The sequence below is a fragment of the Chryseobacterium jejuense genome, assembly GCF_900100075.1.
In the GTDB taxonomy this organism is placed as follows: domain Bacteria; phylum Bacteroidota; class Bacteroidia; order Flavobacteriales; family Weeksellaceae; genus Chryseobacterium; species Chryseobacterium jejuense.
In genome coordinates this window covers 310,782-327,476 of the sequence record NZ_FNEG01000005.1, presented here as the reverse complement: position 1 = coordinate 327,476, position 16,695 = coordinate 310,782, and the positions used below count along the sequence as shown (strand labels likewise).

General features: G+C 34.3%; 10 protein-coding genes and 1 tRNA gene. 2 read left to right on the top strand and 9 right to left on the bottom strand.

Annotation, left to right across the window (positions count from 1 at the left end; translation table 11 throughout):
• Positions 1 to 124: 124 nt before the first annotated feature.
• The 4 genes from BLS98_RS16695 to BLS98_RS16680 form a co-directional block, all read right to left on the bottom strand.
• Complete coding sequence (locus tag BLS98_RS16695; protein ID WP_139166142.1) at positions 125 to 3,730, bottom strand: hypothetical protein; 3,606 nt, start codon at positions 3,728 to 3,730, stop codon at positions 125 to 127.
• A 5-nt stretch (positions 3,731 to 3,735) separates the two neighbouring features.
• Complete coding sequence (locus BLS98_RS16690; protein WP_089737648.1) at positions 3,736 to 5,367, bottom strand: T9SS type A sorting domain-containing protein; 1,632 nt, start codon at positions 5,365 to 5,367, stop codon at positions 3,736 to 3,738.
• A gap of 435 nt (positions 5,368 to 5,802) precedes the next feature.
• Positions 5,803 to 6,303: a hypothetical protein gene (locus BLS98_RS16685; protein WP_089737647.1), complete on the bottom strand. Its 501-nt coding sequence runs from the start codon at positions 6,301 to 6,303 to the stop codon at positions 5,803 to 5,805.
• 203 nt (positions 6,304 to 6,506) lie between these two features.
• Positions 6,507 to 6,577: transfer RNA gene (locus tag BLS98_RS16680), tRNA-Gln, on the bottom strand.
• A 258-nt stretch (positions 6,578 to 6,835) separates the two neighbouring features.
• Between BLS98_RS16680 and der the strand changes: the two genes are divergently transcribed.
• Complete coding sequence (der, locus tag BLS98_RS16675; RefSeq protein WP_089737646.1) at positions 6,836 to 8,146, top strand: ribosome biogenesis GTPase Der; 1,311 nt, start codon at positions 6,836 to 6,838, stop codon at positions 8,144 to 8,146.
• A 129-nt stretch (positions 8,147 to 8,275) separates the two neighbouring features.
• On the opposite strand, the gene BLS98_RS16670 is transcribed toward der, so the two are convergent.
• Positions 8,276 to 8,758 (bottom strand): GNAT family N-acetyltransferase, encoded by a 483-nt coding sequence (locus BLS98_RS16670; RefSeq protein WP_089737645.1) that lies wholly within the window; start codon positions 8,756 to 8,758, stop codon positions 8,276 to 8,278.
• A gap of 124 nt (positions 8,759 to 8,882) precedes the next feature.
• Positions 8,883 to 12,803, bottom strand: coding sequence for a Pls/PosA family non-ribosomal peptide synthetase (locus BLS98_RS16665; RefSeq protein ID WP_089737644.1), 3,921 nt, complete (start codon positions 12,801 to 12,803; stop codon positions 8,883 to 8,885).
• Between the two features lie 140 nt (positions 12,804 to 12,943).
• Here BLS98_RS16665 and upp point away from each other — a divergent pair, with 140 nt between their 5' ends.
• Positions 12,944 to 13,594, top strand: a complete 651-nt coding sequence (gene upp / locus BLS98_RS16660; protein ID WP_089737643.1) for a uracil phosphoribosyltransferase — start codon at positions 12,944 to 12,946, stop codon at positions 13,592 to 13,594.
• 1 nt (position 13,595) lies between these two features.
• Here the strand turns inward: upp and BLS98_RS16655 are convergent, their stop codons facing one another.
• From BLS98_RS16655 to BLS98_RS16645, 3 genes are all read right to left on the bottom strand, one after another.
• On the bottom strand, positions 13,596 to 14,282 hold the full coding sequence (locus BLS98_RS16655; protein WP_089737642.1) for an alpha/beta fold hydrolase: 687 nt from the start codon (positions 14,280 to 14,282) through the stop codon (positions 13,596 to 13,598).
• A 102-nt stretch (positions 14,283 to 14,384) separates the two neighbouring features.
• The gene (locus tag BLS98_RS16650; protein ID WP_089737641.1) at positions 14,385 to 15,038 is read right to left on the bottom strand and encodes a ComF family protein; all 654 of its coding nucleotides are present in this window, start codon (positions 15,036 to 15,038) and stop codon (positions 14,385 to 14,387) included.
• A gap of 68 nt (positions 15,039 to 15,106) precedes the next feature.
• Positions 15,107 to 16,579 (bottom strand): helix-turn-helix domain-containing protein, encoded by a 1,473-nt coding sequence (locus BLS98_RS16645; protein WP_089737640.1) that lies wholly within the window; start codon positions 16,577 to 16,579, stop codon positions 15,107 to 15,109.
• Between the last annotated feature and the right edge of the window lie 116 nt (positions 16,580 to 16,695).

The window sequence follows — 16,695 nt, the reverse complement described above, 5'->3', positions numbered from 1 at the left end:
GACCCAATTTCTAAATTAACTGATAGGGATGTAGGTGATACTGTATGGAAAATATCTGCTGATATATATAATGGAACTACTAAAGCTCCTGTAGTGAATATTATTTTTTTCATAATTTGAGTTATTACGGTTTATAGTTATATTTAAATTCTTTTAATAGTTTTCCTGTGTTGCTTTGCTCTCTTATTTCTTTAAGTCGGTTAGCCGAATCATAAACATAGACCTCTCTGATTCCAGATGGTGGAGTGATGCTTCGAACCCCTATCAATGGATCATAGCTGTAGGTAGTGATCTGATAACCGGATAAAGCAGGGTTATTTCTGAAAGTATTTAATTCTTTAATGAGATTCTCATCTGAAGTATCCGTTCCTTGCTTAGCATCTAAGTCAGATGCATTGACTATACTGTCTATAAGAGATTGCCCAATGTTTTCAAGTTTTGCATTTTCAATCTTAGCAATTGGCTGAGTCCCATTATATCCCCAGATGATAACTGTGGAAACTCCACCCTTAGTTGTATATTGGAGAAGATTACCTTTTTTATCGTATTTATCATAGTTTACTTCAACAGATGGAATTGTAGGGTTTTGAAGATCATAAGATAATACAGAAATGGGAAGTACTAAATTTCCTGTTTGAAATGTTGGTGTTGAAGTTGGATAAATAGTTTCTGTTTTCCTTAAAGTATTAGCTGAATTATTTATAGTAATTATCTCTAGTGGGATACTAATCATATTTTTATCAATCATTAATTGATTTGCTTTATTATAAGCATATTTGAATGTTGTATTAAGAGTACTTCCCTCTGAAAATGATTCTTTCTTGGAGGTTAATTGAATAGGGTATAATGGTTCATCATAAAAATATTCTGATGTTTTTATGACCTTTTTTCCACCACTAAAATAGTCTGTATAGGTTTCTTTTCTCAATAAAAATGCATCAGTATGCTTTACAAATATAGGAAAGTAACCAGGTTGAGTAGTAGTATTTAAACCTATATAGGAGGGAAAAATACCATTGATAGAAACATCTGGATCCATCATTGAAGCACCTGCATAAATATTCCTTAATGGAGTTCCTCCCGGCCAATAATCAATGGGTGAAATTAGAGCATATAATAACATCTTTACATTTCTCTGATTATAATAGTCTGCTGTCGCTCGTGGTGGCCCGGAAAGATAAAAGTCTCTTTTAATAGTTTTTAAGGTATCATTGTCATTATTTAAGGCTATATATTTTAATAATTCACCATTTCTCCAATCTCTACTTTCCATAAATTCGTATTTTGCCTGAGTGCTCTCTACATAAGCAAGTGAATTATCTCCAGTTTGTAATGGAGGCTCAATATAATATTGATAAATTTCTTTACCTTTAGTATTATTGGCTGCATCTGTTTTAATCACTTCTACATTTGTATAGCCAATAGTTTTACCTTGGGTTCTCATCCCAGCAATAGCAGGTCTGACTGAAATTTCTGTTCCATCTTCAATAGTTTTTAAAGCACCTGTATCACCAGAACATGCATGACCTTTAATTTGTCCAAAACGATTATTTTTAGTATACATAGGAATATTAAACAATACTCCACTTGAAAGCTTGCTATTTTCTTCTTTTTTATAAAAGTATTTAGTTGAAGATGTATATTGATTTCTATCGTATTGTTTAATTTCTTTTATTCTGATTCCTCCGCCATAGACAATATCATCATATGGCTTGAAATTAGGATCTTTTTCATCCCAACTAAAAGTAATTTGTGAATAAAAAAAGATATAATCAGAAAGATTACTTCCCCAATTTAATCCACCCCAATATTCATGCTTTATTTCAGCATAAACTTTTTGATTGGGAACATCCGTATTATTAAAGCGATGTCTGTAAATTGATTGTGTATTTCCCATTGGAGATCCTTGAAACCAGTAGGTCTTTACGCCATTTTTGTAATAAAAAATACTTAATTCAGCAATTATAGAACTTTCGCTTATATGATTTGAAAAATTAGAAGCTTTAAAGGTGGAACTATAATCTATATTCAACGTTTCCTCTTTATCATAGTTTGTTAAATCAACTTCCCAAACATAAGTTTTTACAGGTCCAGCATCAGTTGTTGGTGCAGCAGGATCATCTGTAATTAAGTTAGGACCATTTGCATATCCACTTACTTTAAAAAAACTACTTTTTGTAGGTTTCTTTTTAGGGGGAAGAAAATAATGTTCTTCATTAGGCTTATATAAAAAAGAACTTGCTGTATTAGCTTCATAAATGTATTCATTCTTTCCACCCTCAGGATATGTAATCGATTTTAGTGAAAATGTTTTAACAAGGCTAGGGCTAACGTTTTTATCTGATTTCTGAATAACATTATTTCCAAGATCAGAAACAAACCCCTTAATGGTAGTAGGAATACCTGTCCTAGTATCAATGTATTTTATAGGGACATTGGGAAAACCATCATTGTTAAGTTGACCATTATAGTATCCCCAGTGATCTGTTGCATAAGATAATCGTTGTGTCATGTTGGAACTCTCATAATATTCAAATGAAGTAGAAATACATTTTCCACCCTTGTCACATTCATCATAAGAAATCAATTTTAATTTTTTAGCTGGATTTTCTGTTGGATCTGTAGTGCCTGAAGCTTCAATTATAGTTTGAAAATAATCATAATTAAATTTTTTTTCAGAAATGAACTCCCCTGATTTACTTCTAATAATAATCTTATCTAGTTTTTTTAAATCGCTAAAATCTAATCGATTAGAATAGATAAAGTTTACAATAGCATCTGTAGTCTCTATTTTATCTAATAGAGCTTCTTTCGTCGAGTATTGTGTATCAAAATTTGGGGTTATTCCTTCAGAACCAGATGGGTCTGGAAAATTACACCCTGTCCCATAATTATAGCGAGTGTATTTGATAAATTTCACTTGTGGAGGAAGTTCTCGTTTAAGAATATTATTCGATATATAAGAGAAATTAATTTCATTATTATCAGTTCCTTTTATTTTCTTAATTTTCCAAGCATTTGCTCCATAATAGTTACTTTCTGACATACCACCGTTATAACTGAAAGTTTCTACCCCATCTCCTCCAAAAGTATACTTTAATCCATCAGTAGCAGTAACATTAATAGTATCAATTTGATTTCTATTTGTTCTGATATTTTTGATATAATAATCAATCTTCAAATCTGACATTGGAAAAGTTGCAATCCTTTTATTTTTAGGATTATATAAAAAACTACCTGTAAAATTGTTTATAGATAAATTAAACTCATCTGACATGAGGTCAGCAATAGATTCATTATACATTCCATTTGTTGCAGAAATCAACCTCAGCTGTTGATTATCTATTCCACTAGTAAGAAATCCCTCAATATTATCATTGTGTTTCATAACTCCATTTTCATCTGTATATCCATTAACTTTTCTGGTAATAGGCGAAATAGTACCAATAGACCAGCCTAAACCTACAGTACCTGCAATTTCTGAAACTAGAATTCCTCCAGAATGGTAGTTTAACGTAATGGGAACTTCTGTACTTCCAGATTTAATAGTATAGATAGGTATTGAGATATTAGGAACTCCTGTATAGTTAGAAACAGGTGTCTCCTGATATTTTACCAAACTACTTGTTTCTGGCGCATACGGAAATATATTTCTAGGGTCTTTAAATATTTGGGAAAACCCGATTGAATATATGAGTATGAATATTATTGTTATTAAAATCTTCTTCATTATTATTACTTCTTAATAATTTTAGCATTTGCTGTTTTATTGTTATCCGTTTTTATTGTTACTAAATACCCCCCTTGTACCAAAGCCTGGGTATTAATCTTGGTAACTTTATTCTTTGTTTTAAAGTTCTGAAGTTGCCTTCCGCTCATATCATACAGCATAATGTCAGCCTCTTTAAAATCAAAACCAATTTCTACATACGCATAATCCGATACCGGATTTGGATAAATTTTAATATCATATTTCTCTATCAGATCATTCACTTGTTTATCACCCAGCTTTACAATCTTCCAGTTCTCCTTACCAAGTTCTTTGGCACTGGTTCCGGCTAAAATAATAGAACCATCTCTATTCAGTTTCAAATCTGAAAGTCTCTCTTCTTTTTGTCTGGATTCTCCTGCTACATGTTTCCGCCACTGTTCATTCCCGTTTCCATCCAGATACAGCATCCAAAAGGTTTCATCATTTTCTAGTATTCTTCCTTCGGCTTGAGTGTAACCACCTAACAAGATTCCTTTTGAAGATTGAGTATCTGCAGAATGAATCACGCTCATTCCCATTAGAATATCACGGTTTTTAAAATTGTAAGATTTTTGCCACTGCTCATCACCTCTTTCATTAAGAGCAATAATCCAAAGGTCTGTTCCTTCTTCAATCCCTACTGTTTTGTTTCCGGATCTTTCGGATCTGGATTCACCACCAATGATATAACCATTTGCAGTTAAAGCCAGTGTTCTGATATGATCATCTCCTTTACCTCCAAAATTCTTTTCCCACTCTACTTTTCCGTTTTTCTCCAGTTTGATAACCCAATAGTCGCCTTCACCGAAATTGCTGCTGGCTTTTGGCATTTGGCTAATGGTTGTTGAGCTAACAGATCTTTCACCAGAAGACTTCTCTTCGCGGGTTCTAACCCAGGAACCTGCATCGCGAATCTCAGAACTTCTTGAATAAATTCCCAATAAGGCTCCACCATCTTTTGTTGGAATCATTTTTTCAACTTCGTCTAAGCCTTTTCCACCTAAAATCAGTTGAGAGAGCTCTTTTCCGTCTTTATCCAGTCTGGTGATCCAGACATCTTTAGAACCAAAACCATTGGAAGTACTTTGTACATTTCCAGCAACAAAAAAACCTAAATCTGTACTTTGGATGACTGCTCTGGCTTCTTCATCGGAAGAAGTGCCTAGTGTTTTTTGCCATAATTCATCTCCGAATTCATTGATCCTGATCAGCCAGATATCTGATCCTCCCTTGGAATCTTCTTTTTTATCCAATCCTTTTCCTGAATAGGAGGTTCCAGCTAACAGAAAACCTCCATCCTGAGTAGTTACCGTTGCAGATAAGTAATCGTGGTTATTTCCTGAGAAATATTTTTCCCAGGCTTCATTTCCTTGCTGATTGAGCTTTATCAAGTGAAAATCGTAGCCATTGTTTTGTTTTTGGCTGTTAAGAGTTTGTGACTCGTTTTTAATTTGGATTGAGCTCCCTGTAATAAGGTATTGCTGATCGATGGTCGTGGTAATCTGGCTTAGAAAATCCTGAGTAGAGGATTTGATATCTTTTTGCCAAACAACTTCCTGAGCAGATACTCCTAAAACGGTGCACAAAGTCCATGCACTGAGATAAAGTTTTTTCATTCCCTGTTGTTTATTATTAGTCGTTTAAAATCACGCGAAATTAGTATTTTTTAACATTTGTTAACGCTCATTGTAGAGTGAATTAATATGAGTTTTATCACTAATTGATCGGGGTTAAGACTTAATTACATTAAAATAAAAAAGATATGGAGAGTCCTAAATTATGTCGTGTTAAAATCTAATTTTGATAGTTCTTGTTAAAAAATCCTTCAAGGTATTATTGAATGAAGAGGGATTGGGTTGGAGAAAAAATTATTATGAATGAAAATGAAATGTTATTTAATACTTTAAAGGATTATAATAGAAATGAAGGTGGCAAAGAATATTATAAAAAAATAAAGACCATTGTCTTGCAATGGTCTTTATTTTATTTTTAAGGAGTCAGTAAGTGTGATTCTTGATATGACTCATACAAACATGATGCTTCTGGATAGATCATTTACCAGACCAATCACTGTTGTTATATCCTTTAACTCCTACAAATTTTATTTTTTCTATTTTCATATTTGAGAAAAATTCAACAAAAGTATTATTCCATTCTCCATGATACTGCTGTACCATGCTTTTAATTTGAGGAGGAATCTCATCCTCAAAGGTAATTGTTATCCAGGGAATTTGATACCTGTTATCTAATGCTGGTTTATCCATATTAGAATCACATAAGAATAATCTTAAAATATAATATTTTTTTCCAGTATCTGTTTTGCTATCATAATCTAATCCTACAATATTTATATATTTTTTGTTGAGTTCAGTATTGAATTTGGAAAAATTCTGCCCATAAAATTGTGTTTTATTCGGAGCAATAGTAGTCAATTTAGGAACAACCCCGTTATAGAATTTAATGTAGTCGTGTATAGATAAGGACTGAGCTTTGCTGATATGTGTAAAACATATACCAATTATAAACAGGCTTTTTAAAAATATAGTTTTCATATTAAGTTTTTCATCATTGTATCAAATGGGTATTGATACCAACTCTATATTTGTTTTTTTTAGGATTACTGTTTGAGTTCACTTTAACTCTAATTTAGATATTGATTAAGAAATTGCTTGGATAAAGAAACTCTATTTTTGAAAACCTTCCAAAAACAAAAAAGCAACTTGCTGTAAATTAGCGAGTTGCTTTTGTTTGGTTGTAGACCCACAGGGATTCGAACCCCGACTGACGGTACCAAAAACCGGAGTGCTACCGTTACACTATAGGTCTGTTTTGATGCTGCGAAATTAGAAAAATTATTTGAAATACAAAAATCAAAATTAAAAAAATAGTAACATAATCGTTGTGGTGTAGCGTTATCAGTTGATTTCCAAATAATTATTTTTCACTAAAAATTGTCAAAATAGAAGAGGTTTTTAATACTAAATAATAAAATCTTATCTTTGCAAAAAAATTGGGCTCCAAAAGTTGGAGTAACCCATTAATAACTTATCCTTAGCGCAGCAAAAGGATTATTAAACATTTTTTATGTCAAATATTGTCGCAATCGTTGGACGTCCCAACGTAGGAAAATCCACGCTTTTTAACCGTTTATTAGAAAGAAGAGAAGCTATTGTAGATTCTACAGCCGGTGTTACCAGAGACCGTCATTACGGAAAATCTGACTGGAATGGAGTAGACTTTACCGTAATTGATACCGGAGGATATGATGTAGGTACAGATGATATCTTTGAAGAAGAAATCCGTAAGCAGGTACAATTAGCAGTAGATGAAGCTACTTCCATTATATTTATGATGAACGTGGAAGAAGGTCTTACAGATACCGATTACGAAATTTACAGACTTCTTAGAAGATCTAACAAGCCTATCTATATTGTCATTAATAAAGTGGACTCATCTAAAGAAGAACTTCCTGCAACAGAATTCTACCAGTTAGGAATCGATAAATATTACACTCTTTCTTCTGCTACAGGTTCTGGAACCGGAGATTTACTAGATGATATTGTTAGGGATTTCCCAACTACAGAATACAAAGATCCCTTCGAAGGATTGCCTAAAATCACTATCGCGGGTCGTCCAAATGTAGGAAAGTCTACAATGACTAATGCTTTATTAGATGTTGAGAGAAATATTGTAACAGATATAGCAGGAACTACAAGAGACAGTATTCAAACTTTATACAATAAATTCGGTCACGAGTTTGTATTGGTAGATACAGCTGGGATGAGAAGAAAGTCTAAAGTAAATGAAGACTTAGAATTCTATTCCGTAATGAGATCTATCCGTTCTATTGAATATTCTGATGTTGTCATCATCATGGTAGATGCTACTCAGGGATGGGAATCTCAGGATATGAATATCTTCGGATTAGCACAGAAAAACAGAAAAGGAATTGTAATCCTTGTGAATAAATGGGACTTGGTTGAAGACAAGCAAACCAATACAATGCGTGATTTCGAGAAAGCAATCAAGGATAAAATTGGTCAGTTCCAGGATATTCCGATTCTGTTCGTATCAGCTTTAACGAAACAAAGAATCTTGAAGGCTGTAGAAGTAGCGATGGAGGTATACGAAGACCGTAAAAAGAAGATCAAAACTTCAAAACTGAATGAAGTAATGCTTCCTATTTTCGAAAATACACCACCACCGGCGTTGAAAGGAAAATATATTAAAATTAAATATTGCGTTCAGCTTCCTACACCATCTCCGCAGTTTGTATTCTTCTGTAACCTTCCACAATATGTGAAAGAACCATATAAGAGATTTACTGAAAACCAGTTGAGAAAAGAATTCGGGTTTACCGGAGTTCCGATTGAAGTGTATTTCAGACAAAAATAAAAGAACATTATTCATAAAAAATCTGGTAAGGAAACTTACCAGATTTTTTATTTTAAATCACTTATTGAATACAAGTGGTTATAATAATCTTTACCGTGGAGTAGAAGCTTCCGCCTTTCTCTCTTTTTATCACAACCATTTTTCATAAACCAGCCTTACGGGACGATAGCCCTGTGAAGCCAGCCAACGCTGCATGGTATCATTGTTGCAAAGCGTAAAACGGTATATTTTTCGGATTTTATAGTCAGAATAAGTTTCTTCGAAAGTTGTATTGAGGGCAGAGTAGATCCCTTGCTTTCTGTATTCTTTTTTCACATATCCTTCAGAAACATAGAGGTCATCACCATCTCCCTGTTCAAAATTACTTTCATCTTTTTCGTCAATGTATCCAAATAGAAATCCTATAGCTTTTCCATCAGCTTCAGCAATGAGAAAGGTACCATCATTTTCTTCTTCACAGTCTGCCATAAATTGGAGATAATTGTCCCGAATTTGGCCCCAATCAGCGGTTTTATCATTCATATCTTTTTCAGAAACATGAAGTTCACCTACCAACTCATCTACAATCGATAGATTTTCTGTGATCTTTATTTTTTTAATGGAATAATTCATAATGGTGTTGTTTTTTTAGGTTTGGAAGAAGGAATTGAAAGTTTCTATCAGAAATTTATTAATGAAATGATGGCTATTTTTCTTTTGAATTTTTAAAAATTTCATCTCCCATCTTACTGCTTATTTATTTTCCTCTCAAAGGACTTCCATACCAGGAAGTATTATCAGAAAGAACTTCTCCTTTCATCACCAGTGAAAGAGGAGCAATGTTAACATTATTTCCTATTTCACTATCGTATAGTATAATGGTTCTGGAATTGATTGTTGTTTGGCTTCCGATTTTCACACTTCCTACTTTCATGATTCGGTCTTCAAAAAGGTGTGTTTGAGGTCCACAATCTTCATTCAGCATAGATTCATCACCAATGGATACCATGTCAAACTCTGTAATGTCAGTCGTGTTAAGCCATACTTTTTTTCCGATTTTCACTCCCAAAAATCGCATAAAGAACGGAAGCCATCCTGTACCACGGAGAAAGTCAAGAAAGAATAGAACGGGAAGAGCTTCATAGATCGTGGTAATTCCTTCACTTAGCCATACTTTCAGGCTATACATAGGCATTTCCGTTTTCTTATATTTTCCTATAAATATCCATTTGAGTAATACCGTAAAGAAAAAAGAGGGTAGAGCAACAATTCCAAGATAATAAAAAGGAGCAAGTAATAAAAGGTAATGGATTTTTCCTTCCAGATAAGTACTTGTATAGGCAATAAACAATACACTGCATATAATAACTACGGTTTGTGGAAGGATGATTCTTATGCCTTCTACAATCGCCCTTGCCAGTTTAAGGCGGAACGGAGGATTATAGGTAAGATTATCCTGAAACCCCTCTGATTTCTGTCTGGATGGAAGACCAATTGGAGGTGATCCGAACCAGTCTCTTTCAGAAGAATTTTTAAGCTGTTCCTCAGAAGGTGCTTTACTCAATACCCCAATCAGCATATTATCACCAAGTTCATATCCTTGCGGAATAAGTCCGCTGTTTCCTACAAAACTATTGTTTCCAATCGTTGTTTTGGATAAAATTAATTTCTCATTTCTTACATCATGCTCTCCCAGAATAACTGCATCAGCAATAAAAGAGCCTTCACCAATTTCCAGAAGATGGTGAGAAACATCACTGGCTGTAGATATTTCTGAGTTTTTACCCACTTTTGCTCCCATCATTCTATAAAATTTGCTGATATAAATGGATGCAAAAAGGGGATGCACAATAATAAGCGATAAATTAAAGATCTGATCCTTGATCCATTTTCGATAATAGGTGAAACTATATACCGGATAGATTCCAGGTTTCATGTTATACTGTAACATTCTCGTAAGAATACTCACGACAGCTATAAACAGTAAAATATATACAGTAGAGAGTATTGGAGCCTGCCACAGGTAATAAAAGCTATAGTCAGAGGAGCGGTCATCCAGATAATACAGAGTATAAAGTGTAGGTGCCAGGGGTAAAACAATCAGAAGCGGAAAGAAAAATAAAGAACATGAGTATAATAATGAATATCTGTTTCTCTTTGCTGCTGAAGATAAAGTAGGAACCTCGATTTCTTCTCCCGTTTTTACCCTTACCTTTTCTGCAGGACTGCCATTCCATACCTCACCAAATCCGATTTTTTCTCCTTCATTCAGACAGCTTAGATCCTGAAGTTCTCCAAATTCTTCAATAACCGTGTCTCCACAAACAATAGCCGAAGATCCCAGGTAAGAATGAGCTTTGATATGTACTTTTCTTATCTTTAAAATACCATTTTCAACAGAAGCATTGTCTATACTGCATCCCGAACTTGAATTTACATTTTCATCAATTGTAACAAGGTCTTCAGCAGCAATGGGTAATAAACTTAATTGGGCACTTGGATGTACTTTTACTCCCAATAATTTTAAATATTTTGGATATAAAGGGGTTTCTACAATGAATTCGGAAGGCATTAATCTCTTCATAGTTTTCCATAGCCACCATCTGAAATAATACCAGCCCCAAAGTGGATAATCTCCTTCCTTGATCTTTCCTATCACCAGCCATTTGGTCAAAACAATAATAAGAGAGTATACCGGTGGAATTAAAGTATACAATAAAAATGCACTTAATAAAGCATAATGCAGCCCATATCCATTAAGCTGGAAATAATAATAGCTTAAATAAGGGAAGAATATCTGAATACTCAACAGAGCAAATACCACCAGTAAACTTAGGGTCTGAGCAATATTACAGGCGATATACTGTAATGTTGAAACCTTGTGGAAAGGTTCATGGTTTGAAGCTTGTTGGGATTGCTTATTTTTAAGACATTCCGAATAAGCAGATAAAGGGCGGTTTTCGTAAATCTCCTTTAATGAGGCGGTTGGAATTCCTGCTTTTTGACGTAAATGGGATATCAAAGTAGCGGCAAGTAATGAATGTCCACCAAGATCTATAAAGAAATCCTGATTCAGATTAATGTCTTTTCCTGGAAATACCCATTTCAGTGTTTGTAACAATCTTTCTTCTACAGGAGCATCAGTGTCTATCTTAATGTTATCATTTTTTTCATGAACTGTAAAGCTTTCAGGAATAGGAAGTCGTTTTCTATCGATCTTACCACTTGGCATTCTTGGCATTTCCTTCATTTGGATAATGGAAATAGGAACCATATAGGGAGCTAGAAACTTAGCCAGTTCTTTTCTCATTTCATTTTCCTCAAATGAAATATCATTGCTCATAACAGCGTACCCTACAAGCTGTCCTTGTCCATTAGAATCCTCTTTTACAGCTACTGCAGCAGAAGAAACATCCTGGAGCTGGTTCAGGCGGGTTTCTATCTCTCCAAGTTCAATTCTGTAGCCTCGGAGCTTAATTTGGTCATCTATTCTTCCTTGAAAATCAATAAACCCATTTTCTCTTATGACAACAGCATCTCCAGTTCTATAGATTTTATCTCCGGGAAGTTCCGGAAAAGGATTGGAAAGAAATTTTTGTTCAGTAAGTTCCGGAAGGTTAAAATATCCATTGCTTACTCCCGGTCCGGAAATAATCATTTCACCACGTTCTCCTCTTGGAAGAATATGCATGTTTTCATCAACAACAGCAATATGATAATTGGGAAGAGGGGGACCAATGGTAAGTTCTTCCTGACTGTTCAGTTTAATCATATTGGATGAAACTGTGGTTTCTGTAGGACCGTAGCTATTGATAAATATTCTGTAAGGCTTTGCCCACTTTTCCTGAACCTGTTTGGTACAAGCTTCTCCACCTGTATTTATAAACCTGATGGCAGGAACTTCATCAATAATAGCTAAAATACTGGGAACAGCGTGAAGTACTGTGATTTTATTTTCTGTTAAAACATCACTAAGTTCATCAATTGCTTTTACAGTAGTAGCATCCGCAATCCAGATAGTAGCTCCGGCAAACAGGCTGATCCAAACTTCTTCACACCACATGTCGAAAGAGACAGAGAACCCCTGATAAACAATATCTGTATCTTTTATCCCTATGAAATCCTGCTCAGAACGTATCAGATGGCATATGTTCCTGTGGGAAATAGGAATTCCTTTAGGGTTTCCTGTACTTCCGGAAGTAAATAAAACATACGCCCAGTTATCCGGATTAGGATTAACATTAGGGCAAGGAATAATTTCTTTGGGTTGAGGAGGAATTGCTAATGGCTGACAGTGGATGTGAGCATCCGTATCTGAAAAATAAGTTTTAACATTAATATCAGTAAAAACTTTTTTTATTCTGTCTTCCGGCATTTCCCTGTCCAGAGGGATGTAAGAAGCTCCCGCTTTTAAAATACCAAGTATGGCAACGGGAAGTTCAAGACTTCGTGGATGCCAGACTCCTACGCGGTCGCCAGGTTGTACACCCTCGCTTTGCAATTGGAAGGCGATAGCATTGCTCCAGCTGTCGAGTTCAGCGTAAGAAATTTTTTTATCCTTAAATATAAAGGCAGTTTTGTCCTTATATTTTTCAAAGGTGGGAACCAGTAATTCAGGCAGAGTTTCATCTTTTATAAACTCTGGACTGATTTTTCCTAAAATCAGGCTTTTCATCATTAAAAAAATAAAATATTGGTGTTAGGGAAATTATATAAATATAGCTTATTTCTGTTCATGTTCAATCTGCGGATTCGTTTTTTAGTTGTAATTTTGCAATAATTAATGTTTACTAACTGTAATTAAAACCTAAAATCTTCATGCTTACTATTTTATCGCAAAACTTTTCCCTTGTTAATGAATGGATTAATGAACTTCGAAACGTTCAGGTTCAGCATGACCGAATGAGATTCCGAAGAAATATGGAAAGAATCGGAGAAATTGCGGCCTTTGAAATCAGTAAAGGATTGGAAGTAAGAGATGTTGAAATCCAAACTCCTTTAGATACCATTAAAAGCAGGGAAATTGCAGTACAACCAGTAATTACAACCATTTTAAGAGCTGGAGTTCCATTATTTGAAGGAATTCTTAATTATCTTGACAGAGCAGATTGTGGTTTCGTGGCAGCTTACAGAAAACACGATGCTAATGATTATTTCTCTATTAAGCAGGATTATCTGACTTGCCCAAGCATTGAAGGGAGGCCTTTGATTGTAGCAGATCCCATGCTGGCAACCGGAGCTTCCCTGATTGAAGCCATTAAAGATCTATTAACTAACGGCAATCCAACTCAGCTTCACATTGTAGCAGCCATTGCTTCAAGACAAGGTGTTGAAACCGTTCAAAATGCATATCCTGATGCTCATATCTGGGTAGGAGCTATTGATGAAAACTTAACATCAAAAGGATACATTACACCAGGATTAGGTGACGCCGGAGACTTAAGTTACGGAGAAAAACTTCAACGATAATTTAAGAAAGATTCCAGAAGTCTTTTATTAAATTCAATAATAAATTTGGTCGTACTTTATCCATGGGATGTTTTGTCTCAGGAAGTACGGCCAATTTTGCATTAGGCAGGCTTCTGTAAACATGAGCACTTTCCTCAAGTGTTACCATATTATCTTTATCTCCTACCATGATCTGAACAGGAGTATCTATAGAAGCAAGATGATCTTTCAGCGGTGGTTTTTTTCCGAGATCAATCATTAAATCAGCAATAGCAGAAAGTAATTGCTTCCATTTTAGACCATGTTGTTTCTCTAAAAGCTGAGCATATTGAGGAATTTTTTCAAGAATAATATCCGGATTAAGCATTTTGCTTTCTTTTAAAGCCTGCTCCTCAGTCCAATCGAATTTTGTTCCCAAAGTCATAATAGAATTGACATTTTCTGGATGTTTCATAGCATAACAAAGGGCAACATAACCACCCATGCTGTGTCCAAGAAAATATACATCCTTTAGATTGTTCTCAGTACAATATTCCGCTAATTCATGAGTGTATTTTTCTATACTGATTCCATCTGCAGGAAGTTCATTATCTCCATGTCCTGAAAATAAAGGAGTATGAATCGTAAAATAGACGGAAAGACTATTCAGGTAAGAATTAAATATTTCAGAATGACCTAAAGCTCCGTGTAATAAGACCAAATTCGGCATGATTATTTGTTTTCCGGAAAATTAAGCAAAAGAATTGGAACACAAAAACGAAGAATTATGCTGAAAAATTTAGGATTAAAAGGATAATCTGATTGAATTTGTTTACACGTCCATTGCCATCACCAGTACACTCACTTTGTTATCTCCGGCATTTAAAATTTCCCAGGCAATGGATGAAACAGTAGTTCCTGTTGTAAAAACATCATCAATGATAAGGATATGTTTTCCTGTAATAGGTTTAGTGAGAGAAAATGTATTAATAGTTTCCAGTCTGTGTTTCTTGTCTTTTAAGGCTTGGGCTTTAGAATAATAGTTTCTCTTGATTAATTGATGATCAAACGGAATTTCATAATATTTTGAAAGAACTTCTGTATATAAATGAAGTTGATTATAACCTCTTTCTCTCTGTTTTTTGGGATGAAGAGGTACACTTAACAAAAGATCAGGTCTCAGTTCTCTGAAATCCAATCGTTCAATAGTCCATTCTGCAAGAATTTTTCCGGTGATTTCTCTGTTACTGTATTTTAGTTCATGAATGATTTTCCTGCTTAAACTATCCTCTTCAAACTGAATAAGAGCGTAAGTATTCTCAACAGGAAACGAAAGCTTACATTGTTCTTTAACCGGATTATTTTTGGAATAGTCATAGTGCGTAAAATGAATTTGTCCGAAGCATAGATCACAAACCAAAAGATCTGCTTCAATAATTCTATTACAATGAAGACATCGGTTGGGAAAGAGTAGGTCTAATATCATAAGTGTGTTTTTACTAAGATATAAAATAGTTTTTTAATCTTTACTCTCAAACACTCAATCTTTTAAACTCAAAAATCCTTTTTTATCTTCTCAATAGCATTCTTCATACTAAGATTGAAATGTTCTTTTTCCAATCGTACCGGAGGAGCCTGTCTTACCTCACAATCCGGGATACTGCAGGATTCGCAGGTTACTCCCACATTGATAGTTTCTAACGATGGAGATTTTATAAAACTGATTTTTTTTATCGTTTGCGAGTTCAATAAAATGCCAAGACAATAACTTCTGTTGCTGCCATCAGAAAAAGGATTTTTCTGAGAAGTAGAAATAACCAGATAGCTTATTCCCTGATCTTTATAATGAGAAATTTGGGCATCTGTCAGCGTTTCATTTTCCTTTAAATGATGAAGGTTTTTCACGGCAATCCATCTTCTGCAGTAATGCTCATTCATAGCATTGGCATGAGGGGCCTGTTGATGATTAAGGTGCAGCTCCTTTAAAATTTGAATTTTTTCTGAACCTTTCTTTTTAACCAAACATAAATAAAACAAATCCTTAATTCCCATTTCCGCAGAAAGGATGTTAGTCAGACGATAATAGAATGTTTCCGGTGAATCTGTGAAACTATTGATAAGGCTGGCAAAGTTCTCAGGATTCCATGTATTTTGCTGGAAAAATTCTGAAGTTTTTTCAATGGCAGGTTCCTTTGATATTAATAACGCTCCTGCAAAATAAGAAGCATAGAAATTATTCAAGATTTCCTCAAAGCTTCCGAAATCAAGCCAGGAATATGTGGTAGGGCGAACTTTTAATTCCAAAACGTTGAACCCTATTTCTTTAGCCAGAATAAATGTTTTCTGATCCTTTTCAAGCTTTTTATTCAGAAGTAGTAATTTTTTTTCCGGAATAAACAGAGATCTTAGGTTGTTCAGTGTTCCATAACTTTCAAAATCTTCAGACTGAATCGTATAATTGAAATTCTCTGTAAGAATTCGCTCCAGAATATCAGACTTTAAATTTTTATCAATTTGAAGATGGTTTTCTTCGGTAAACTGACTTACCTTATCTTCAATTTCCGGGAAATAATTGTCATATAACTCCTGGAATGATCTCAAAACTGCAAAGTAGAACCTTTCCTTTCCAAGATTATAGTTCTGAGAAATTTCTATCAGTGCATTAATGAAAGCCGTTACTTTTTTAGGCGCATCGCTGATAATACTGATGAGGTTATTTTTGTTGATTCCGAATAATTCCAATGGAACTTCTTTGAAGAAATCGGATTGTAGAATTTCATTAAATGGAGCAAGACTTTTATCCAGTTTTGTAGAAACCAGGTCATCAAAAGTGCAGTTCAGAGCTTCAGAAAGCTGAATGATTTTATCATGTTTCGGATATTTTTTTCCATTTTCAATCTCATTAAGGTAAGATTTTGATAATCCGGTTTTTACAGCAAGATCCTGTAGAGACCAATTTTTCTTTTGTCTCTGCTGCTTCAGTTTTAGCCCGAAAACTGTTTTGATATAATCGCTTTCTGAATTCATTACTCAAATATAAATAAATAGATGCGATTATTCGCATAATAATTTTTTGAAAAAATTAGCGAACGTTCGCTGTTTGTGAAAATTTTTGTTTATGTTTGTAACATCAAGTCACAAAA

Excerpts from the sequence above, each read along its gene's own strand:
- BLS98_RS16695 (WP_139166142.1), bottom strand. The coding sequence starts at position 3,730 with ATGAAGAAGATTTTAATAACAATAATATTCATACTCATATATTCAATC.
- BLS98_RS16690 (WP_089737648.1), bottom strand. The coding sequence starts at position 5,367 with ATGAAAAAACTTTATCTCAGTGCATGGACTTTGTGCACCGTTTTAGGA.
- BLS98_RS16685 (WP_089737647.1), bottom strand. The coding sequence starts at position 6,303 with ATGAAAACTATATTTTTAAAAAGCCTGTTTATAATTGGTATATGTTTT.
- der (WP_089737646.1), top strand. The coding sequence starts at position 6,836 with ATGTCAAATATTGTCGCAATCGTTGGACGTCCCAACGTAGGAAAATCC.
- BLS98_RS16670 (WP_089737645.1), bottom strand. The coding sequence starts at position 8,758 with ATGAATTATTCCATTAAAAAAATAAAGATCACAGAAAATCTATCGATT.
- BLS98_RS16665 (WP_089737644.1), bottom strand. The coding sequence starts at position 12,803 with ATGATGAAAAGCCTGATTTTAGGAAAAATCAGTCCAGAGTTTATAAAA.
- upp (WP_089737643.1), top strand. The coding sequence starts at position 12,944 with ATGCTTACTATTTTATCGCAAAACTTTTCCCTTGTTAATGAATGGATT.
- BLS98_RS16655 (WP_089737642.1), bottom strand. The coding sequence starts at position 14,282 with ATGCCGAATTTGGTCTTATTACACGGAGCTTTAGGTCATTCTGAAATA.
- BLS98_RS16650 (WP_089737641.1), bottom strand. The coding sequence starts at position 15,038 with ATGATATTAGACCTACTCTTTCCCAACCGATGTCTTCATTGTAATAGA.
- BLS98_RS16645 (WP_089737640.1), bottom strand. The coding sequence starts at position 16,579 with ATGAATTCAGAAAGCGATTATATCAAAACAGTTTTCGGGCTAAAACTG.